This window comes from Actinoalloteichus hymeniacidonis (assembly GCF_014203365.1).
GTDB lineage: Bacteria > Actinomycetota > Actinomycetes > Mycobacteriales > Pseudonocardiaceae > Actinoalloteichus_A > Actinoalloteichus_A hymeniacidonis.
In genome coordinates, this window is the sequence record NZ_JACHIS010000001.1 from 3,489,099 (window position 1) to 3,510,588 (window position 21,490).

The following is a 21,490-nucleotide window of genomic DNA, read 5'->3' on the forward strand; positions in this document are numbered from 1 at the left end:
GCGGCCGAATGGGCTAATGACAGCGACCGGTCGGCTCATTCCATAGCCAACGGCAACCCAGCACGGTTATTATTTGACCAAGGTCGACATCGATTCGTCGATTGGAAACAACGGGTGCTCTCGAAAGACAGCGCCGGTTGCCCGGATCCGCTGCCGGACCGCCGGCCCTCCTTTCGGCGGACACCGACTACTGGAGAACGGAGAACAGCTGACGTGACGACCACAGGTCGGCGGGTCTCCACCCGGTGCAGGCGTGCCGAGGCGGCGACCGCCTACCCGCCGAGACCAGAGCCACGGACAGGCGACGACCGGGCGTAGTCGGAGCAGGTGAGACGAAGGCACGCCGTGCCGGCCGGCCTACGGCGGCGAACACCGCTCGTAGGTGTCGTGACGACGGGCGACCAGGACGGTGTGTCGCATCCCGTTCCACGTCGGGACATTTTCACCCGATAGGGGTGTGTCGGGCCTTCGTATACGTGCTCGAGACGGGCGGGCCGCGGAAACGACCTCGTCTGGCTCGTCGCCCTCGCACCGAGCACCACCGGGTTCGACGACCGAACCGAGGAGGAACCCCATTATGGAGATCACCAGTCGCGCTGCGTGGGGCGCGCGTTATCCGGATGGCTTCCGGAGTGCACCACTACCCGCGCAGGAGGTCTATCTACACCACTCCGTGACCACGGGGAGCGGCGCCGGGGCGGTGCGCACGCTGGAGGACATCGGCCAGCAGCGCTTCGGCGGTGGGATCAGCTACACCTTCGTGATCGACTCGACCGGCACGATCTACCAGGGTCACAGCGTCGGCCGTCAGGGCGCGCACACCGGCGGGCGCAACGACATCTCGCGCGCGATCTGCCTCATCGGCAATTACGAGACGCAGCAGATGACCGATGCCCAGATCCGGGCCGTGGCCTGGCTGCTGCGCGAGGGTCATGCCAAGGGCTGGTGGCGCAGCAATCAACTGACCGGTGGGCATCGCGACGCACCCGGCGCCTCCACGGCCTGCCCCGGAGCCAACGCGCAATCCCGGATCGGCGAGATCAACCGCCTGGCAGCCTCAGACGACGATTTGGAGGACGACATGACTCCCGATGAGCGCAACGCCCTGTTCGAGGTGCGCGACACGCTGCGCAGGGGCGAGAGCAACTCGCACCCGCCGGGTCAGATCTGGTTGGCACTCGACGAGCTGCGCAGCCGGATGTCCCGGTTGTACCAGGACCTCACGCCGGGCAAGGCGAACCAGAAGCTGCCCGGCGACACCTACCTGCAGCTGATCGCGCTGCGCAAGCAGGTCGACGTCCTCACCACGATGGTGGCCGAGCTCGCCGAGGCGAAGGGCGGCGTCGACGCGGGGGAACTGACGGCGCAGATTCGCAAGGCGCTCGCCGAGGACGAGGCGATCGCGGCGGCCGACGCCTCGACGCCCGAGGGCAACACCACCGCCTGATCGACGGAGGTCCGTCCGCGCGGCCGGTCACTCGCGGTGGGTGCGCGGTCCGTCCGGCTGCGCGGGCGGGGCGACACAGTCCTGCAGCGGCGCCGAGTCGGGAGAACAGTCCGCCGGAACGGTGTCGCATTCGAGTCGGCGGGCGCCGGGCCCCTCGGCCGCCAGCCGGTCGTGCGGATTGGACAGCACACAGGTGTCCAGCGACAGGCAACCACAGCCGATGCAGTCGCTGAGGTCGTCGCGAAGTCGGACGAGTTGGGTGATCCGCTGATCCAGCTCGGTGCGCCAGGTGGTGGACAGCGTCTCCCAGTCGGCCCTGGTCGGGGTCCGTTCGTCGGGGAGGCCGCGCAGGGCCTCCCCGATGGCGGCCAGCGGGATGCCGACCCGCTGCGAGACGCGGATGAAGGCGACGCGCCGGAGGCTGTCCCGGCGGTATCGACGTTGGTTGCCGGACGTCCGTCTGCTGGAGAGCAGGCCCTGCCGTTCGTAGAAGTGCAGGGCGGACACGGCCACGCCGCTGCGAGCGGCGAGCTGACCGACGGTGAGCTCTTTCGCGTTCCACGCGGGCATGGTCATCGCAGGCCTCCTTGAACCTCAATGTTTATCTAGGTTAACCCCGTTCCCGACGAAGCGTTTCGACGGTCATCAATTTCACTTACCACTGAAGCGATGAGGGCAAGAGAATTCCGAGGAGGGTCGCCCTGCGAAAGACGATCGCCCGGCGCATTCTTGTCGACATGAAAGCCGAGGTCCGATGACCTACGCGGGCGCCGCTGCGGGCCGGAGTCGATTCCCCGACCGGATCGACCTGGACATCCCGAATGTGGCGCGGATGTACGACTACTACCTCGGCGGCGCGCACAACTTCGCCGCCGACCGGGAATTGGCCGAGAAGGCCATCGAGGTCCGTCCCGAGGTGATCACCAATGCCAGGGCGACCAGGGATTTCCTGCGCCGGGTGGTGAACTACGCCCTCACCAGGGGGATCCGGCAGTTCCTCGATCTCGGCACCGGCATCCCCAGCCGTGGGCACGTCCACGAGATCGCGCATCGACAGCACCCGGAGACCAAGGTCTCCTACGTCGACCACGATCCGGTCGCGGTCGCCCATGCGGTCGCCATCCTGCGTGGCGTGGACAACACCACCGTCACGCTGGCCGACCTGCGCGATGTCGACGACGTACTCGAAAGAGCCACCAAGAACCTGGACCTGACCCAGCCAGTGGCCGTACTGGCGACCTCGGTACTGCACTTCGTGCTCGACACCGAGGCCGCAGCCGAGGCGGTGGCTCGATACTCCGAGGCCATCGCCCCCGACTCGCTGTTCGCACTGTCGCACTCCACGGCCATCGAGATCCCCGATGAGGCCGAGGCGATCGCGAACCTCTACAAGGCGACCGCCACGCCGATCACCATGCGCAGCCCCGAGGTGTTGCGCAGCTGGCTGACCGAAGCGCACTTGGAACCCATCCTGCCCGGCATCGTCGACGTCACCCGATGGCGACCCGACACGCACCCGCTTCCCGAGCTCAGCTCGGTCTTCGGCGGGGTCGGGCTGCGCCGCTGACGATCCGATGGCGGACGGGGCCGACAGGACAGGACTCAAGCGGCGAAGCGCCCGAACCGCCCAGCAGGGCAGTCATCGAACGACGGCCGGACGCATCGACACCGCCTCGAATCGAGTTCGACGGCTATCGCACACCGCCCGCCACCTCGACAATCACCGTCAAGCCCCACTTCGGGGACTAATTTGTTCAGCCGTTCTCCTATTCGAAACATCTTGACCTGCTCGTCGCCAGCTGCCTACCCTACGACGGTAAGCGCTTTCCTAAGCAGTTCCCGCACTATGGCGCAGTGGCTTTACCGTCCATTCTCGACGTTTAATCAAGATCATTGAACGCGCTATCGATAATCCAGACGGTGAATCTCCAAGTCGCATGATCGAATCGAACGGAGGGTCATGACTGCGCAGAGCACCATCGACGATACGGACGCCACTCGGTCCGCGGTGAGCGGAGTCGCCGAACGCGGCAGGCCCGGTATCGGCGAGCGTCTGACGGCATTCCTCGATCAGGCTTGGCGACCGGTTGCGCTGTTAGCGGCGCTGTTCCTCGTCTGGTGGGCGGTCACGGCGGCCGAACTCGTGGAGCCCTATCTGGTTCCCTCCCCCGGCGACACGCTCTCGGCGATCACCGAGCGGCCCGAGTACTTCATCGACAACACTCTGGTGACCACCTACGAGACCGTGCTCGGTTTCGTGATCGCCAGCATCGTCGGCGTACTGGCCGCTGTGGTGATGGTCTACTCCAGCACGATCGAGAAGACGCTGTATCCGCTGTTGTTGTTCGCACAGGTCATCCCCAAGATCGCCATCGCGCCGCTGTTCGTGGTGTGGCTCGGCTTCGGCCTGGAGCCCAAGGTGGTCGTCGCGGTGCTGATGGCGTTCTTCCCGGTGGTGATCGCAATGGTCACCGGGTTGAAGTCCATCGATCCGGAGATGCTGGAGCTGTCGGCGACGATGGGTGCGAGCCCGGCCCAGACCTTCTGGAAGATCCGGTTCCCCGCGTCGCTGCCGCAGCTGTTCTCCGGCCTCAAGATCGCCGCGACGATGGCCGTCACCGGTGCGGTGGTCGGCGAGTTCGTCGGCGCCAACGAAGGCCTGGGCTTCGTGATCCTGCAGGCCAACGGAAACCTCGACACACCGGTGCTCTTCGCGGGTCTACTCGTGATGTCACTACTGGGCGTCCTGCTGTTCGTGCTGGTCGAGGTAGCCGAGTACTTCCTGCTCCCCTGGCACGCCAGTCGACGCTCGACGGCCTCGGCCACCACGTTCTAGACCCCATCCACACCTTCCGCCAGGATCAAGGAGGCTCCTCATGAAGGTCAGCAGAGTCGTGGTTGGCGCCACGGTGATGGCGCTCGCCGCAGGCTGCGGTGGCACGGGCGGTGAGACCACCACGAACGCCGACGGGGTCGAGCTCGACGTCGTCACCCTGACGCTGAACTGGTACCCCTATGGGGAGCACGCGCCGTTCTATCACGGCCTCGAACAGGGCGTCTTCGAGGAACACGGGATCGATCTGCGCATCCAGGCCGGGCAGGGCTCCCAGAAGACGGTGCAGGCCACCACCTCCGGGCAGACCGATTTCGGCTGGGCCGACACCCCCGCAGTCTTGGCGGGCGTCGCACAGGGACTCGACGTCACCAGCGTCGGAGTCTTCCTGCAGACCACTCCCTCCTCGGCGCAGTTCTTCAGCGACAAGGAGATCGAGAGCCCCGACGACCTCCGCGGCATGACCATCGCCAGCACGGCGGGCGACGCATTGAGCGCGACGTTCCCCGCGTTCCTGGAGATCAACGGGATCGAGGCGGACGAGGTCGAGCTCCAGAACACCGACCCGGCGGGCAAGATGGCCGCGGTCATCTCCGGACAGACCGATGCGCTGCTGGGCTTCGCCACCGACCAGGGGCCGACCATGCAGGAGAGCGCGGATCGCGACGTGTCCTACCTGCGCTTCGCCGATCACGGCCTGAACTTCTTCAGCAACGGACTCATCACCGCCTCGGACAACCTGACCGAGCGCGAGGACCTGGTCCGTCGGATGGTCACCGCTTCCAGTCAGGCATGGGCCCAGGCCGCCGAGGCCGATCCGGCCGAGGTCGTCGGCGCCATGAGCGACGCGGGCGAGCAGCTGCCCTCCCCCGAGGTCCTCACCGAGCAGTTCGAGGCGACCTTGGAACTGCTGCACACCGAGGCCACCGAGGGCATGCCCCCGGGCGTCAACACCGAGGAAGACTGGACCACCACCATCGAGATCTTCGCCGAGGCGGGCGTGATCGAGACGGCCGAGGAACCCGCCGCCTATTGGGACGCGTCGTTCGCACCGGAGGGATGACTCGATGACTCGTATGACGGAGAGCGACACGATCGGCGCCATCGAGCCTGATCGGCCGCACGGATCGGGCTCGGCGGTGGACCTGCTCGACGTCGCGGTGCGCTTCCGCACCAAGAAACGAGACGTGACCGCCCTGCAGGAGGTGTCACTCCAAGTGGCGCCCGAGGAGTTCGTGGCCATCGTCGGGCCGTCCGGCTGTGGGAAGTCGACGCTGCTCAAGCTGGTGTCGGGCCTCCTGCAGCCCTCCTCCGGCGACGTGCGCCTGCTCGGCGATCCGGTGTCCAAGCCCCGGCGCGATGTCGGGTACGTGTTCCAGCGGGCCGCGTTGCTGGAATGGAGGTCGGTGCGCCGCAACATCGCGCTGCAGGCCGAGATGCGCAAGATGCCGACCGCCGAGGCGGCGGCCCGGGTGGACGAGCTGATCGCCATGACCGGGTTGCGCGGGTTCGAGGACGCCTATCCGCACGAGCTCTCCGGGGGTATGCAGCAGCGGGTCTCGCTGTGTCGAGCGTTGCTGCATCGGCCGCCCGTGCTGCTGATGGACGAGCCCTTCGGCGCCCTGGACGCTCTGACCAGGGAACAGATGAACGTCGAACTGCGGCGGATCCGCCAGGAGACGCGGACCACCGTGCTGCTGGTGACGCACTCGATCGCCGAGGCGGTCTATCTGGCCGATCGCGTGGTGGTGATGACCGCCCGGCCGGGCACGGTCGCCGAGATCATCGACGTGGATCTGCCGACCGAGCGGGACTACGCCGAGACCCTGACGCATCCCGAGTTCGCCAGAGCCAGCGGCCGCATCCGCGAGCTGCTCGGGGCCGCATCCGCCGCCGAGTAGGCACGTCCGAGGCACCACAGCGCAGGACCCGGTACCCGGGGGACGAGGGCGATTCGTCCACGCGGGTGTTCCGACGCGCCCGACCGGCGGCGGCCGCGGGTCCCGGCCCAGCCCTGCCCAGCCCTGCCGAAAAGGAGTAGGGCCCGGCCTCGCCCGGGCGACCGTCGAAGGGCCGGACATCCGCCCCGGCGTCGACGAGCGCTCGATAGGGCGGCGGGCGCCGATCAAGACCAGCCCAGACCCGCCGGAAACCGGGTGCGGTCGACGAGGAGATTCACGGGAGAGGACCGAATATGTCGAGCACGGCTGATCGACGCATCGGGATCGTGATGAACGGCGTCACCGGTCGAATGGGCTATCGGCAGCATCTGGTGCGGTCGATCCTGGCCATCCGGGCCGAGGGCGGACTGCTCCGCGCCGACGGAACGCGACTGATCCCCGAGCCGATCCTGGTCGGTCGCAATGCCGCCAAGTTGGAGGCCATGGCGCGCGATCACGGCTTGGAGCGGTGGACCACCGATCTCGACGCGGCCTTGGCCGAGCCCGATGCCGAGGTGTACTTCGACGCCCAGGTCACCAGTGGCCGGGCGGCCGCCATCACCGCCGCGATCGCGGCAGGCCTGCACATCTACACGGAGAAGCCGGTCGCCTCCGACCTGACCGACGCATTGACGCTGGCCCGGACCGCCCGGGATGCCGGGGTCAAGGCAGGCGTCGTCCAGGACAAGTTGTTCCTGCCCGGCCTCCGGAAATTGCATCGATTGGTCACCGGCGGCTATTTCGGTCGGATCCTGTCCGTGCGTGGGGAATTCGGTTACTGGGTCTTCGAGGGCGATTGGCAACCTGCACAGCGCCCGTCGTGGAATTACCGAGAGGAAGACGGCGGCGGCATCATCCTGGACATGTTCTGCCATTGGCGATATGTGTTGGAGGAGATCTTCGCACCGGTCAGGTCGGTGCAATGTCTCGGCGCAACCCATATCCCGCAACGCTTCGACGAAGCAGGCGAACCGTATGCGGCCACCGCCGACGACGCCGCCTACGGGACCTTCGAACTCGACGGCGGGATCGTCGCGCAGATCAACTCGTCCTGGACGACCCGGGTGTTCCGCGACGAACTGGTCGAGTTCCAGGTCGACGGCACCGAGGGCAGCGCGGTGGCGGGCCTGCGGCGATGCCGCGTCCAACACCGCTCGACCACTCCGAAACCGGTGTGGAACCCCGATCTGCCCGCCACCGAGGACTTCCGCGCAGGCTGGCAGGAGGTGCCGGACAACGCCGAGATGGACAACGGGTTCAAGACCCAGTGGGAGCTGTTCCTCCGGCACGTCGTGGACGACGAGCCCTTCCCGTGGGATCTGCTGGCGGGTGCCAAGGGCGTGCAGCTGGCCGAGTTGGGACTGCAGTCCTGGGCGGAGGGCCGCAGGCTGGCGGTCCCCGAGCTGACGTTATGACCCGGTCGAGGGCGCCGAGGTCGCCGGAGACTCTCCGGTGACCGCCGCAGCGGGCCCGGTGCCCACCGGACGTCGTTGGCCGTCGGCCGCGGGCGCCTGGCTGGGTATCGGCGCGGCACCGGGCGCCCTGGTACTCGGCGCCCAGGTCGCCCAGCGCAACGACGGAGCGCTACCGCTGGTGGTGCTGCTCGCGGGCGGCCTCGTGATGGCGGCCCTGCTGGCCGGACAGGGCATGCTCGGCCTGCTGCCACCTGCCGGGGAGAACTCCACGCTCTCCGCCGCCTCGGCCCGCTACCTGCCGCCGGTCGCCGATCACGCCGTCGCCCTGTTGATGACGTTGGCCATGATCGGTTGGTTCGGCTTCAACGTCGGGCTCGGCGGCGCCGCTCTCGGCGCGTTGACCGGTCTGCCGGACTGGGCGGCGGCCATCGTGCTGGGCCTGCCGTTGTTAGGCGTGATCGTCGCAGGCGGTGGACGGTGGAACGGCCTGGCGATCGTGGCCACCTGTAGCGCGATCGTGTTGATCGGTCTGGTCGCACTGCGCACGGCGCCGTCGTCGGTCCCGGTCTCGTTGACCTCGGGCGGACCCAGGTCGATGGCGGTGGATCTGGCGGGTTTCCTCGGGTATGTGTCGGTGTTCGCGATGCGCGCCCCGGATTTCACCGTCGGTCTGCGTGGTCGCCGGGACCTGGCATGGTGTGTCGCCCTCCTCGTCGGTCCCGCTCTGGCGGCGGCGATCGTCGGCGCCGGGTTGAGTGCCAGCACCGGCTCCAGCGACGTGGTGGCGACACTGGCCGGTCCACAGGGGATGGCTGCGGCGAACCTGTTCCTCGCGGTCGCCGTGGTGGCACCGACTCTGGCGTGCATCCATTCCGGATCGCTGGCGCTGGGACGGTTGGCCCGGCTGCCGCGCCTGCTGCTGCCGTGGGCCGTGGCGATTCCCGGCCTGGTCCTGGCCATGCTGCGGGTGGACCGGTTGATGGCCGATTGGTTGGTGCTGCTCGCGGCGGCAGTGCCCGCGCTGGTGGTCCCGATGGTGTGGGAGGCCGCACGACGGCGACGTGGTGGCGCCCCCGAACTGATCTCGACCTGGGCCTGGCTGCCCGCTGCGGTGATCGCGGTGCTCGGCACGCTGGCCGGCTACCCCGAGGCCGCGTTGGCGGGGCTGGGTCTGGCCGTCCTCGCCGCGATGTCGGCCCAGTGGTGGCGACGGCGGAAGGCCGGTGATCGATGATCCGTTCGACGAGAAGCGACAATCGGCGCCGTTCGCACGCACCGGGCGACTAATGGGCTCGTCGTTTCAGAGCACCGCTTCCGCACTATTCTTGCTCCGCTTATCGAATCGATTCGACAAGCGGCTTATCGGACTGCCCGGAGCGATATCGATGTCGATGACGCCCACTTCGGAACCCGCATCCCAATCCCAGCGAACCGGCCATTGACGCCACGAATTCGACGTGCTTTCATCGATTGTGAAAGCATCGTAAGAGAATAAGTTATTCGGATGAATTAATGTCCGCCATTGGCGGGCGCGCGTTCGGCGGTCGACCTGAACGCGCTTTGCGGCCACTGCCTGCGGGTTATCGAGGAATCGCTGGCGTGAGGAATCGGCAACGACGCCGTTCGCACCTGGGGCAACGGCGATCGCGCTCGGATCGGCGACCAGGAGGACCGATGACGCCAGCGGGATCGGTGCGACCATTCCGAGGGGGACGACCAAGGTCGTCTCTCGACCACGGCACCGCCGCGCAGTCGCGAACACCGCCACGAACAGCGGTGATCAGCACGTTCTCCCGCGACGGTCCATCCAGGACCGACAGCACGATCAACCCTTCGCACTCTCGCGAGGGCATCGAGGGCTGTCATGGCCACCCGGCCCGCGCCACGTTCGGCGAGACCACGTGTCCCCCGAGGACAGTCGCCGTCCCGTGCCGCGCCAATCCGCCGATCTCGATCCGACACCGTCTCGATCTGGGAGCACCATGAGACATCCGACCCGTCCCCATTCCGGCCGAAGGAATCGATTTGCCGCCGCTCTAGGCGGCCTACTCGCCATGGTGCTCGCCACCACCGTCGCCGTCCCGACGGCCGGGGCCACCGAGTCCCGATTCACCGTACTGGTCTTCTCGAAATGGACGAACTTCTACCACGACTCCATTCCGGCCGGCATCGAGGCGATCGAGGAACTCGGCGCCGCGAATGATTTCGACGTCGAGGCCACCGACGACGCCTCGATATTCAACGACGAGGACCTCGACCGCTTCGACGCGATCGTCTTCAACAACACCAATTCCACCCCGGAGTCCGGCGACCTGCTCGACGCCGACCAACGCGCCGCCTTCCAGCGCTACATCCAGGACGGCGGCGGCTGGGTCGGACTGCACGCGGCCTCGGCCAGCGAACGGGACTGGGACTGGTACGAGGGCCTGGTCGGCGCGATCTTCGACCAGCATCCCGAGATCCAGCCGGGCCGAGTGAAGGTTCTGGACGGTGCACACCCCTCGACCTCGGAACTTCCGGAACTCTGGGAGCGCAACGAGGAGTGGTACAACTGGACGGCCAACCCGACCGGCAACGTGCACACCCTCGCTCAGATCAAGGTGCGCGACGGGATCGAGGGCCTCGACGAGGGCGTCGACCACCCGTTCTCCTGGTGCCAGAACTACGACGGTGGCCGGTCCTGGTTCACCGCAGGCGGCCATGCCAGCACCGACTTCTCCGACGAGCTGTTCCTCAACCATCTGCTCGGCGGCATCGAGTGGGCCGCCGGGGCGGCCCCCGGTGACTGCTCGGCCACCCAGACCGGGAATTTCCAGCAGATCCCGCTGGTCACCGAGGGCTTGGCCGACCCGTTCGAACTGGCGGTCGCCCCGGACCGTCGGGTGTTCTACATCGAGCGCACCGGCGCGCTGAAGATCGTCGACCAGGAGACGCTGGCCGTCAGCACCGCACTGGACTTCGACTACACCGCTGAGATGACCAGCCAGTCCGACGGCCTCCTGGGCCTGACCCTGGACCCGGACTTCGCGGAGAACAACTTCCTGTACCTGCTGTACTCCGACAAGGACGAGGCCAAGCTCAACGTCTCGCGGTTCACCGTGGAGGGCGACTCCGTCGACCTGGCCACCGAGGCACGGCTCCTGGAAATCCCCACCTTCCGAGGTGAGGGCCGCGCCAACTCGCACATGGCGGGCTCGCTGGCCATCCACGACAACGGCGACCTCTACATCGCCACCGGCGACAACACCGACCCCTTCGCCTCCGACGGCTTCTCCCCGATCGACGAACGGGAGGGCCGCCGCGCCTGGGACGCCCAGGCCACCGCAGGCAACACCAACGACCTGCGCGGCAAGATCCTGCGCATCACCCCGCAGGACGACGGCAGCTACACGATCCCCGAGGACAACCTGTTCGCCGAGGGCACCGAGCTGACCCGGCCGGAGATCTACGCGATGGGGATGCGCAATCCCTTCCGCATCACGGTGGACTCGAAGACCGACGCGGTCCTGGTGGGCGATTACGGACCGGACGCCCGCGCGGCGGACCCGAACCGGGGCCCGGAGGGCACCGTCGAGTTCGACCGCATCACCGAGGCGAGCAATCGAGGCTGGCCGTACTGCACCGGCGCCAACACCCCCTTCAACGACTACGACTTCGCCACGAGCACCGCGGGTGAACCCTTCGACTGCGCCAACCTCGTCAACGACTCGCCGAACAACACCGGGCTGACCGAACTCCCGCCCGCCGCGCCCGCCTGGGTGCACTACGCCTACTCCGAGTCCGAGGAGTTCCCCGAGCTGGGCACCGGCGGTGGCGGTCCGATGGGCGGCCCGGTCTACTCCTACGACCCGGACAACGAGCGGATCACCAAGTTCCCCGAGTACTTCGACGGGAAGTGGTTCACCTACGAGCTCACCCGCCAGTGGTTCAAGACGATGTCGATCCACCAGACGAGCCAGGAGTTCACCGACCCGCGCTTCGAGCCGACGAACGAGGGCGATCTGCACTCGATCAACGGCATCTTCGAGGACATGAGCTGGATTCAGCCCTTCGAGGCGGAGTTCGGGCCGGACGGCTCGCTGTACGTCATCGACTTCGGTGAGGGCAGCGGCACCGGCCGAGGCGGCAGCAACGAGGGCTCGGGCATCTACCGGGTCGATTACGTCGCCGAGGGCCGAGTCCCCACTGCCGCCATCTCCGCAGGCCCCGACTCCGGTCAGGGACCGTTGGAGGTCTCCTTCTCCAGCGAGGGTTCCGGCGCGGGTGAGGACGAGTCGGTCCGCTACGAGTGGGACTTCGACAACGACGGCACGATCGACTCCACCGAGGAGAACCCCACCCACGTCTACACCGAGAACGGCCAGTACTCGGCACGCCTGACCGTCACCAACACCGAGACCGAGCTGGCAGGCGTGGCCGTCACCACCATCACGGTCGGCAACACCCGACCCGAGGTGAGGATCGACTTCCCCCACCACGGCGGGATGTTCGACTTCGGCGACACCATCCCGTTCACCGTGGAGGTGACCGACGCCGAGGACACCGAGATCGACTGCTCCCGGGTCGTCGTGCAATCCCAGTTGGGCCACGACGATCACCTGCACCCGATGGACAACGTGACCGGCTGCCAGGGTGAGTTCATCACCGATCAGGGCGACAGCCACGGGCCGGGTCAGAACCTCTTCGCCGCCTTGAGTGCCCAGTACCAGGACGGCGGCGGCACGGACGACGTTCCCCCGCTGGTCGGCTCCGCCCACGCGACCCTGGAGCCCAAGCGCAAGGAGGCGGAGCACTTCGAGGACACCGGTGGCGACAACGATGGTGTCCAGGCCGTGAGCCGGGAGGGTTCCTCCGCGGGCAGGCGGATCGCCGAGATCGAGCACGGCGACTGGGTGGCCTACGACCCGATCAACCTCACCGAGATCGACTCGGTGACGATGGGCGTCAGCTCCGGCGGTATCGGCGGCACCGTGGAATTCCGCGCCGACGCACCGGACGGTGAACTGCTGGGCTCGGTGGAGGTCGGCAACACCGGCGGCTGGGACTCGGTCATCTCCCCGACCGTCCCGCTCACCGATCCCGGTGGACCGATCACGCTGTACGCGGTCTTCACCAATCCCGAATGGGCGGCGGACGGGCCCGACCTGATGTCGGTGGACTGGCTGCACTTCAACGGCCAGGGCGTCACCAAGCCGGAGATCTCCGCCACCGTGGAGCCGGTCGCGACTCCCAACACCGGCGCCGCGCCGCTGACCGTGGACTTCAGCGCCGAGGTGACCGCACCGGAGGGCCGGGAGATCGTCGACTACCACTGGGAGTTCGGCGACAACCAGTCCACCCACGACGAGACCGCGAGCCACGAGTACACCCGGAGCGGCCCGTTCACCGCACGGCTGACCGTGACCGACGACGCCGGAGTGCGCACCTCGGCGACGGTCGACGTCTCGGTCGACTAGAACACGCGCGGCTCGGCCGGGGCCGCCTCCCGGCCGGGCCGCGCGTTTCACCCCACGAACGACGAACAGCACCATTCATCGAGGAAGGCTGTGTGGAGATGGGCATCGTGCAACCGGAGTCCCGCCGGGGATTCCTACGTCTGGCCGTCGGCTCCGCCGTCGCGGTCGGTGCGTCCGGTCTGATCGCACCGAATGCGGTGGCGGCGGCGGCCCCGGGCGGGAATCGCCCCGTGCCGAGGGAACACATCGGCATCCAGCTCTACACGGTGCGGAGCCTGATGGAGTCCGACCCGCAGGGGACGCTGAACCGGCTCGGCGAGATCGGCTACGCGACGGTCGGGGTCAGCGGCCTCTACGGCCACAGCCCGCAGGAGTTCCGCGCGATGCTCGACGCCGCCGGACTACGCGCGGTCCTCACCCACCTGAGCCTGGACGCGATCCGAGGCGACTGGCAGCAGGCCCTCGTCGACGCCCACGTGCTGGGCGTGCAATCGGTCGTGGTGCCCTCACTGCCGAGCGACCTGCAGAACCCGGCAGGCTACCGACAGGTCGCCAAGGAGTTCAATGAGGCGGGCCGCGCGGCCCGCCGGTCCGGGCTGCGGTTCCTGTACCACAACCACGGCTTCGACTTCGCCACCGTGGACGGCCAGATCCTCTACGACATCCTGCTGCAGGAGACCAAGCGGCAGTGGGTGAACTTCGAGATCGACCTGTACTGGGCGGTGGAGGGCGGCTACGACCCGGTCGACTACTTCCGCCGGTATCCGGGCCGCTTCCCGGTGTTCCATGTGAAGGACATGGCTGAGGACGGCTCCTTCGAGGACGTCGGCCACGGCATCCTGGACTTCCCACGCATCTTCGCCGAACGACGGTCGGGCGTCCGCGAGTACATCGTCGAGCACGACGCGCCCGCCGACCCGCTGGCCAGCGCGCAGCGCAGCTACGAGTACCTGTCGACGATGCGGTTCTGAACTGCTCCTCGACCTTTGAATAACGACTCCCCCGGGCACACCGATCGATCTTCGCCGAGCCGGCAACCTGGTAGCCGGTCGGCTACGTCAGGTGATCGACGAGGTGTGTTCCCGGGGGAGGCCACAATGCGGACGAGGACATTCGGCACGGCGATCGGCGGGGCGTTACTGCTCTTCGCCTGTGTAGCGTGCGGATCGGACGCACCACCGACCGGCCCCTGGCAACTGGCCGAGGGGACGACGGCGGAAGGGGCCATCCCCCTCGATGACGCGTGGCCGGTGACCTTGCGGTTCGAGGACGGCTCGATCAAGGGGACAGCCGCGTGTAATCACTACGGCACCAGAGCATCGATCAATGGGACGAGTCTGCGGCTGGCCGAGGGTGGGCTTACCAACATGTACTGCCCCGCCGATGATTTCGAGGTAATGGCGACCGAGAGTCGGTATCTCGAAGCGCTGTGGGCCGCCAACGGCATCGAGCAGACTTCGGAGACGTTCACCCTCACCGGCCCGGACATCGAGCTGACCTTCCGTCCTCTGACCGAGCCGCCCGTTGCGGACCTAGTGGGCCGTACCTGGGTGCTGGATTCGCTGGCCGGAACGGAGGACGGTACTTCCGAGCCTGTGGGCACGCCCGCCGAACTGGAGATCACCGAGGACACACTGCGTGCCGACACCGGCTGCGGCGAATTCTCCGGCCGGTGGATCATCCGAGGCGAGCAGATTCTGGTGAACTACGCAGCGTCCGAAACCCCCGAGGAGTGCGCTGAGGACGTTGTTGACCAACATGGCCATCTCATCAACATCCTCGGCGACGGCTTCCGCCCCGACCTCGACGGCGACCGACTCAGCCTGATCTCGGCGGGCGGCCGGGCCGCCGAGTATCGGGATGCCGGCTGAGACGCGGTGTTGTTGCGGCAGGCAGCCATGGCGTTGGGAACAGCAGCACATTGTGATGCGCACCGGCCCCGAAGGACCGGTGCCACAGGCGCTGAATTCGCGGGTGCCCAAGTACGGCTGGTGGTTTCGATCCTCACCGGCCCCGAAGGGCCGGTGCCGCCCTAATTCCTTAGGGATAGTGCCACTTCATCAGCCGTAAGGTTTAAGCCATTGATCGACAAGGACAAGTCTGCCCGGTTTTGGGAGCGAACCCACGGACACCGGTTTCAGATATCAATCCCGGTCTGTTGACTGTAGCCCCCCGTCCACCCATAAAGGACATCGGTGATAATCGGAACAAGGTCGCCCCTCTCCTCAGCCCGCCGTACGCTGCTCTTACTGAGCGAGACGGTATACGGTTGCAGCGCTCGGATTGCCTCGCGCAGCCGTGTCGGTTTCGCCGCGCTCGCAGCATTGCCGACTGCAGCGCGGATCTCCGCCAGATGTTCAAGGGCTGTTTCTCCGATCGGCCCCCGATAGGAGCTGATCACGACGGGAACGCTGTCCTCATCGATCATCTGGAATCGGTGCACGCCGTCGGCGACATCGCGAAAGTTGAGGCGGGACCTGTTATGCGTGACGTGGTGCCAGTGTTCCCACTTCTGCTTGTTGCGGGGAAATCCCTGAGAATCAAGCTTAAGATAGTGGAACACCTCACCGAAGTACTCGGACAACGCATCGAGGTTGTCTGGGTTCGCTTGGGCTGGACCGAAATGCCTCCGCGCCACCTCGGCGCCCACCCGATAGTAGCCAGCCGGTAGCCGGCCACCTGCGGGATCGAAGATGATCACCAGTCCCTCGCTGCGATTGCCTTCACGGTTGCAGCGGCCTGCACTCTGCAGATGGGCCTCCGCCGTTGCCCACGCCCGGTAGACAGTCGGGAAGTCGATGTCGACGCCCGCTTCAACCAGCTGCGTGGTGACCAGGAGTAGCTTCTCGTTCCTACCGAGAGCCTTTTTCGCCGACTCGAAGGTCGCCATGACGTGGCGATCACACATGTTGCGGGAGATGTGCAGGACCCGGTGTTCCGGGGCGGCCCGCTGGCAAGCTGAGTAGAGATCGCGGGCATCGGCGCGAGTATTCACGATCAGTAGCGCCTGATCGTGGGTAGCGGCGTCCTGGGCTACCTCGTCCCAGGTCGGCCGTGGATCCGACCAGTAGCGAAAGCGCACGGTGCGAGCACGCTCCAGGCGAGTCTTCGGCACCGTGACGATGTCCTTGACTGTCAGTTTTCTCCAGATCGGAAGCCGGTCGAAGGTCGGTTGGGTGGCGGAGCAGAGCAGCACCGTGCAGCCGAAGTGTTCGACGAGTATGCGTAGGGCATCGAGGATCGGAACCAACATCGTGGCCGGCAGGGCCTGCACCTCGTCGAGGATGATCACCGATCGAGCAATGCGGTGGAGCTTGCGCATCGGGCCCGGCCTTCGGGCGAAAATCGACTGAAAGAATTGCACCGTGGTGGTGACGATGAAAGGGGCATCCCAGTTCTCGGTAGCCAGTTTCGTCCAGGAATCGTTGGGGAGATCGACCGCGGAATGGTGTTCCAATACTGATTCCGCGCCGAGCTTGCTTTTCAGTACCTCGGCGTTCTGCCGGGTGATGGTGATGAAGGGCACGACCATGATGACGCGGCGATGGCCATGCTTACGAGCGTGATTCAGGGCGAAACCGGTGGAGGTGAGCGTCTTTCCCGTCCCGGTTCCGGCCGTGAGCCGGTACATGCCTGCCGGCAGCTCGGCGGACTGCACGGCCTGCTCGTAGATGTCGTCACGAAGCAGATTGAGCTCGGATATGGGCAACGCCCGTGATGTACGAGCCTCGTCGAAGCGGGCCAGTAGGTTGACCGTGGTCAGGTCCTCGCCGGTCCGGACCTCGGTGGGGGCCATGAACGCGCTGGTGTCGAGGTAGTCGGCGTCGACGAGGGCCGAATAGACCAGGCGCAGTCCCATATCCCGCAGCGATCGGTTCTCCCGCCACTCCGCAGGAATGAGATCCCGACGGTTCAGGAGGTCCTCGGCCCGAGGAACCGCCCGCAGGAAGGCCCGTTGGGCCTCGGCGAACCGAGCGGCCTGATCCGGATTCGCGGGCAGGTCCGCAAGCTCGGCAACGGTGGTGAGCCCCTTGTGGTGTCCCAGCACAGCCAAGGCCGCCGGGCCTGCGGCATCGCGGAGCAGATGCGCTCCCACATCGGCATGTGGGATGCCGACCCGACCGTGTCGACGGCCCCGTCCACCGACGGCGAGAAACCGACGCTGCCAGTCGTTGAAGCACTTGCCCGCGTCGTGGCAGAGACCGAGTAATTCACCGAGGTCCGGCGCATTCAACGGTTCGGCGAAGAGCCTGGCGAGCAGAGCGGTTCCCTCCGCGTGATCGGTGAAGGGATGCCAGTGTTCGACGGATGCACCCGCCTTGCTGTGGGCGTACTCCATGTCTTCTCTCTTCGTGTACAGGGCCGTCGCTTTGGTACCGCGAGTCGATCAGGCCAGTTGCGCGACGGTGACGCCCGCAGGCAGACCGGAGTCGTCGAGGTCGAGCTTGTAATGCTCAGCGAAGGACCGTGCCGGTTCATCGGGGCGCGTCCGGTGGACCACGATGCGGTCGAGCAACTTATGCGCGGGCACGACTCCATAGGCATCGGGGTGGCTGAACACATAGAGACCCCGGGTGGCCATCTCGCCACGACTCGCCGAGCTGGTGTGATCCCACATCATCAGGAGCGCTCGGTAGAAGAGTTCAAGGTCGTCAGCGGTCACCCCGGCCTCCTTGCCTCGGACGGCGGAGTAGTGGATTCGAGCGGTGTAGAGGCCGTAGGGCACGGTCCATTTGTTGCCCATCTCGCCGTGTCCGGCGTCCTCCGCGCGGGTCTTGGCGACTCGGGTGATCGCGTGTTGCTCCGGTGCGATCGGGTCCACCGAGCGACCGAAGGTGACCTGCATCGGGCCGCGCATCTTGCCCAGGGACTGCGTGTTTCCGGTGCCCAGCACGCCCCCGAACAGGCGGAGGTCGTAATAGCGGTTCCGCAACCAGGCCCGTGCCTCGTCGGCCTGACCGACTTCGATGCGTTTGCGGGTCTTCTTCGCACCGGTGCCCTCGGCTTTTTCCAGTGGGATGTTGTTCGCGGTGTAGGACTCCTCCAAGCGGGGGTTGAGTGTCTCCCCCGCTTCGACGAAGATGCGGTACCGATCCGGATCAGCTGACGCGGCAGCCGCGAGCAGCGGAACGGTGTCTCGGATCTTGCGCTTGATCGCCGCATCAGTGATCAGGCCCTGGTTGGTCTGCAAATCCTGTCGGGGCTGGTTCGCGGCGTCGGGGTCCCCGTTCGGGTTGCCGTCGAGAACATCGAAGACCAGAAGCATGTCGTGTCGAACTGCGGGGTCGCTGTACGCGGTGGTCATCACTGCTCTCCGGAGTTGTCGGTGTCGTCGGAGTCGATGTTCGGGTCGGCTTCGCGGGCACGGGCACGGGCGCGGGCGCGGGCTTCGTCCGCTCGTTCGAACAGCCGGTGTCGTTGGTGGCCGAGTCCCAGTACGAGCAGGACCTGGCCCGAGGGGCTCAACGGGCGGTCGAGCGCGGTGTCGTCGGTGATCAACACCTGTACGGCGGCCAACTCCCTACGTAGCGCCATCGCCGAGACCGGTTTCGATCGATCGATTTTTGGCAGCCACGCGCTCTCCGCTAGCTGTATGCCGTCTCGCAGCACAAGTCCTGGGCGAGCCCGAGCGCTACTCAAGGTGCGAGCCGCGAACGTGCGGTTGATCTTCCCGTCCGAGGATCGGGCCTGCACGGAGTCAAACAGGGCGATCAGGCGTCCCAGCACATAGGCAGCCGGTTGGTCGGGTGCGTCGAGTGTCAGCACCGGTTGTCCCCTTCGGGTGAGTTGGAGGAGCGCGAGCCGTGGCCCGTCGATGTGGTGATCGCGCCAGATGCGGTGCAGCACTCGGTTCGCGACCTTGCCGGGGACCGGCAGACCGAGCAGAGCTGCATGCAGCAGGATGTCCTGCAGGTCCGCGAGTCGATCGTCCGATTTGGAGCCCATCTGGGCGTAGCGTTTATCGGTGTAACGTCCGCAGGACACGGCGAGCCGCCGGAGAGAGAACACCCGGCCGTTGACCCGATGGTCGGTCATCCAGGACCGGACATTGGCGAGCAGTTCCGACAGTGAGATGTCGATCCAGTCACGGACCACGAGCCGGGAGATGTAGGCGCCCAAGGTGGCCGCTCGGAAGTGGGCCGTGGCGATACTGCGGCGCCGTTCCATCCCGTCGCGAGCACTCCCAAGTACCTCGCTCACGTCATCGGGATCGTCGCTTCCCTCCTCCAGCAGGGTGCCCATGATCGCCGCTGCGACCTGTTCGGCGGCCGAATCCGATACCCACCAGGTGGTGACCGAATGTTGGCCGGGCCAAGAGATCCGGTTGTGGGACAGCACGTGCACCGCGCCGTTGACGATGTCGTCCGCACACGGGAAGCACAGGGGTGCATGGGCCAGCTGCAGCGCTCCGTCATACCCGAATGCCGCACCGTTCACGCTGGCCACACTGATGGAGCTGGTAGCACCGGGAAGCAGACCGCGCGGAATCGAGCCGGGAACCGTCATGGCCAGCGGCCTCTGTTGGCTGCAGATCAGGCAGAAACCTTCTCGCGTGTTGTCGGAGCCCTGCGCGCTGATGCCTCCCTTCCGGCGCTTGATCTCGGCGGCCCAGAACTCCGCCGCGCTCGCCGACTCGTGAACCGGGATAGTCCTGCCAGCCAGCCGAACCGTGAGCATCACGTATTGCGATCCATCGGCATCTACGGGCTGTTCGACGACGATGCCAGACTGGAGAAAACCGGCCACGATATGCGGCACCGGATCACGCTCCGGTTCCGTCTGGGCCGCCCAGTCCTCCATGAGCCGACGGAATGCCCGCTGACGGCTCGGAGTTTTGGCATTCGCGATTCGTTCCTTCGTCTTGCGGTCGACTCGTTGCCAGCCCAAGACGTACTCACCGATGTCGCTTCCGAGCCCCGCTGCCACTTCGCTGCTTCGACTCGGATCGGGGATCAAGTGTGTCGTTCCTCGTGTTCCTTGCAGACCAAGCGGTGTCAGTCCCAACACCCGACCGTCTCCGTCGAGGTCGAGTTGCCAGTGCACGGACCGCTCCACGTAGTTGCGAGGAGCGTCACCGGAGTTCAGGAGCGCGCCCTGCTCGGCGAAGTGATGCAACAACATCAGCCCGCTGCCTCCAGAGCGGATTCCGCCGAACTCGGAGTGAGTCCTTGGCGCGGAACGTCGAGCACGCCGCCTTTCAGTTCGGCACTGAACCAGTTCCAGCGCACCAGCTTCCCGGCACGGTCGTAGTCCGCAGAATGCGGCATCAAACCCATATCGAGGTCGAGGTTCTGCTGCAGCGGGGTCTCGTCGAGCACGCCGAAGTCGGCCACGAACTCGCGCGAGCCGAGGTAGGGCTGGCTGAAACAAGCTCCGCGTCGCAGCCGCCGGTTGAACTGATCGCGGTAGGCGGGCAGTGGTTTGTCAGCGCCGTCAAGCACCTGTATCCACGCATGGATCCGATAGCCGACATCTCGCAGACACAGCGACATCCGCTGAGTACGCGCTTCCGGTGTAGCGGTGTTCAGGATCTTGCCCGCCAGCGCGCTACGCACCGAGGGGACCGCCGAGGTCTCATTGCGACGGATCGCGAACTGCGCGATCGGTTTGAGCACCTCGATGCGATCCATCTCGTAACGCATGCCCGGATGCCAGTAGATCGACTCCAGCACACCGACCGCCGCCGTCGGTGTCAGGCACGGGTACGTAACCCTCTCCGCCTTGAACTCCGGCCGGGTGAACAAGGCGGCCTCACCCCATACCTGCATGGACACCCGACCACGCGAGTTCATCGCGCGATGCGCTGTCATTCGACGCCTCCTTCCACATGCCACGCCCTACGCAACAAATTAAGTGAAATATTTTCCGTTTCAGGTGCTCATCACCCCGACCTGCGCCAACCATGCGCCGCATTGTTGATCCGGAAAATATGCGCGACCCCTTCGACCCAACCAGCAAGGGACGCAGCGAACCGTAGGAACGAGGACCGACAAAAATCGGCCCTCCACAGGACAGCGATCGTCGAGATCACCTGATTGAATGAAATATTCACCAGGGTCGTCGGATTCTGATATGGAGACGCAAAGCCATGCACCACAGGCTCTACGCAACGGCAACGGCCCAACTTCACCTTGGAGTCGACTGGCCGCCCCCGAAGTACACCTCTCCTCGGCAGCTAGAGTCAACGATGCATGTCCAGTCGCTCCGACGCTTGCGTCCGGAGAGGATCGCAACATCAAGTGATGGAGGCTTGCCAGCCATCACGAAGGCGCTCATCGGCCATTCGGCCGATGAGCGCCTTTTCATTTCTCATTCGAGTTCGCCAGAGATCTCGCAACACAGCGTTGCCTCCACGCTTACTCGACCCCACTCCAGACCTGCTACGCAGCCAGGGGAAG

The 21,490-nt window shown here is 66.2% G+C and carries 16 protein-coding genes; 10 read left to right on the forward strand and 6 right to left on the reverse strand.

Features of this window, described 5'->3' with window-relative positions; genetic code table 11:
• The first annotated feature begins 577 nt into the window (after positions 1–577).
• Positions 578–1,447: a peptidoglycan recognition protein family protein gene (locus tag BKA25_RS14195; protein WP_069849185.1), complete on the forward strand. Its 870-nt coding sequence runs from the start codon at positions 578–580 to the stop codon at positions 1,445–1,447.
• A gap of 27 nt (positions 1,448–1,474) precedes the next feature.
• Here BKA25_RS14195 and soxR read toward each other — a convergent pair whose 3' ends face one another.
• The gene (soxR, locus tag BKA25_RS14200; protein WP_157421055.1) at positions 1,475–2,023 is read right to left on the reverse strand and encodes a redox-sensitive transcriptional activator SoxR; all 549 of its coding nucleotides are present in this window, start codon (positions 2,021–2,023) and stop codon (positions 1,475–1,477) included.
• Positions 2,024–2,201: 178 nt separating this feature from the next.
• Between soxR and BKA25_RS14205 the strand changes: the two genes are divergently transcribed.
• The 6 genes from BKA25_RS14205 to BKA25_RS14230 all read left to right on the forward strand — a co-directional run bounded on the left by BKA25_RS14205 (position 2,202) and on the right by BKA25_RS14230 (position 8,869).
• The gene (locus tag BKA25_RS14205; RefSeq protein ID WP_069849183.1) at positions 2,202–3,014 is read left to right on the forward strand and encodes an SAM-dependent methyltransferase; all 813 of its coding nucleotides are present in this window, start codon (positions 2,202–2,204) and stop codon (positions 3,012–3,014) included.
• A 393-nt stretch (positions 3,015–3,407) separates the two neighbouring features.
• Complete coding sequence (locus tag BKA25_RS14210; protein ID WP_069849182.1) at positions 3,408–4,283, forward strand: ABC transporter permease; 876 nt, start codon at positions 3,408–3,410, stop codon at positions 4,281–4,283.
• Positions 4,284–4,323: 40 nt separating this feature from the next.
• Positions 4,324–5,343, forward strand: coding sequence for an ABC transporter substrate-binding protein (locus tag BKA25_RS14215; RefSeq protein ID WP_069849180.1), 1,020 nt, complete (start codon positions 4,324–4,326; stop codon positions 5,341–5,343).
• Between the two features lie 13 nt (positions 5,344–5,356).
• Positions 5,357–6,181 (forward strand): ABC transporter ATP-binding protein, encoded by an 825-nt coding sequence (locus BKA25_RS14220; protein ID WP_069849178.1) that lies wholly within the window; start codon positions 5,357–5,359, stop codon positions 6,179–6,181.
• A 293-nt stretch (positions 6,182–6,474) separates the two neighbouring features.
• Positions 6,475–7,635 carry a Gfo/Idh/MocA family protein gene (locus tag BKA25_RS14225; protein ID WP_069849176.1) on the forward strand — a complete coding sequence of 387 codons (1,161 nt, stop codon included), beginning with the start codon at positions 6,475–6,477 and terminating at the stop codon, positions 7,633–7,635.
• A 37-nt stretch (positions 7,636–7,672) separates the two neighbouring features.
• Entirely contained in the window at positions 7,673–8,869 is a 1,197-nt protein-coding gene (locus BKA25_RS14230) for an SLC5/6 family protein (protein ID WP_069849174.1), read from the forward strand.
• A 66-nt stretch (positions 8,870–8,935) separates the two neighbouring features.
• Here the strand turns inward: BKA25_RS14230 and BKA25_RS14235 are convergent, their stop codons facing one another.
• The gene (locus BKA25_RS14235) at positions 8,936–9,337 is read right to left on the reverse strand and encodes a hypothetical protein (RefSeq protein ID WP_157421054.1); all 402 of its coding nucleotides are present in this window, start codon (positions 9,335–9,337) and stop codon (positions 8,936–8,938) included.
• Between the two features lie 352 nt (positions 9,338–9,689).
• On the opposite strand from BKA25_RS14235, the gene BKA25_RS14240 reads away from it, so the two are divergent.
• The 3 genes from BKA25_RS14240 to BKA25_RS14250 all read left to right on the forward strand — a co-directional run bounded on the left by BKA25_RS14240 (position 9,690) and on the right by BKA25_RS14250 (position 14,962).
• Entirely contained in the window at positions 9,690–13,091 is a 3,402-nt protein-coding gene (locus BKA25_RS14240) for a ThuA domain-containing protein (protein WP_236750777.1), read from the forward strand.
• A 98-nt stretch (positions 13,092–13,189) separates the two neighbouring features.
• Entirely contained in the window at positions 13,190–14,062 is an 873-nt protein-coding gene (locus BKA25_RS14245) for a sugar phosphate isomerase/epimerase family protein (protein ID WP_069853634.1), read from the forward strand.
• Between the two features lie 126 nt (positions 14,063–14,188).
• The gene (locus BKA25_RS14250; RefSeq protein WP_069849170.1) at positions 14,189–14,962 is read left to right on the forward strand and encodes an META domain-containing protein; all 774 of its coding nucleotides are present in this window, start codon (positions 14,189–14,191) and stop codon (positions 14,960–14,962) included.
• Between the two features lie 266 nt (positions 14,963–15,228).
• Here BKA25_RS14250 and BKA25_RS14255 read toward each other — a convergent pair whose 3' ends face one another.
• Genes BKA25_RS14255 through cas5c form a run of 4 tightly spaced genes read right to left on the reverse strand, consistent with a single transcriptional unit; the run spans position 15,229 to position 20,902 of the window.
• Positions 15,229–17,430 carry a CRISPR-associated helicase/endonuclease Cas3 gene (locus BKA25_RS14255; protein WP_084642961.1) on the reverse strand — a complete coding sequence of 734 codons (2,202 nt, stop codon included), beginning with the start codon at positions 17,428–17,430 and terminating at the stop codon, positions 15,229–15,231.
• Positions 17,431–17,478: 48 nt separating this feature from the next.
• Positions 17,479–18,396, reverse strand: a complete 918-nt coding sequence (gene cas7c, locus BKA25_RS14260; protein ID WP_069849168.1) for a type I-C CRISPR-associated protein Cas7/Csd2 — start codon at positions 18,394–18,396, stop codon at positions 17,479–17,481.
• A complete protein-coding gene (locus BKA25_RS14265) occupies positions 18,396–20,213 on the reverse strand; it encodes a type I-C CRISPR-associated protein Cas8c/Csd1 (RefSeq protein ID WP_069849166.1) in 1,818 nt (605 codons plus the stop codon). The genes cas7c and BKA25_RS14265 overlap by 1 nt, the downstream gene beginning before the upstream one ends.
• Positions 20,213–20,902: a type I-C CRISPR-associated protein Cas5c gene (gene cas5c, locus BKA25_RS14270; RefSeq protein ID WP_069849164.1), complete on the reverse strand. Its 690-nt coding sequence runs from the start codon at positions 20,900–20,902 to the stop codon at positions 20,213–20,215. Before cas5c ends, BKA25_RS14265 begins: the two co-directional genes overlap by 1 nt.
• Between the last annotated feature and the right edge of the window lie 588 nt (positions 20,903–21,490).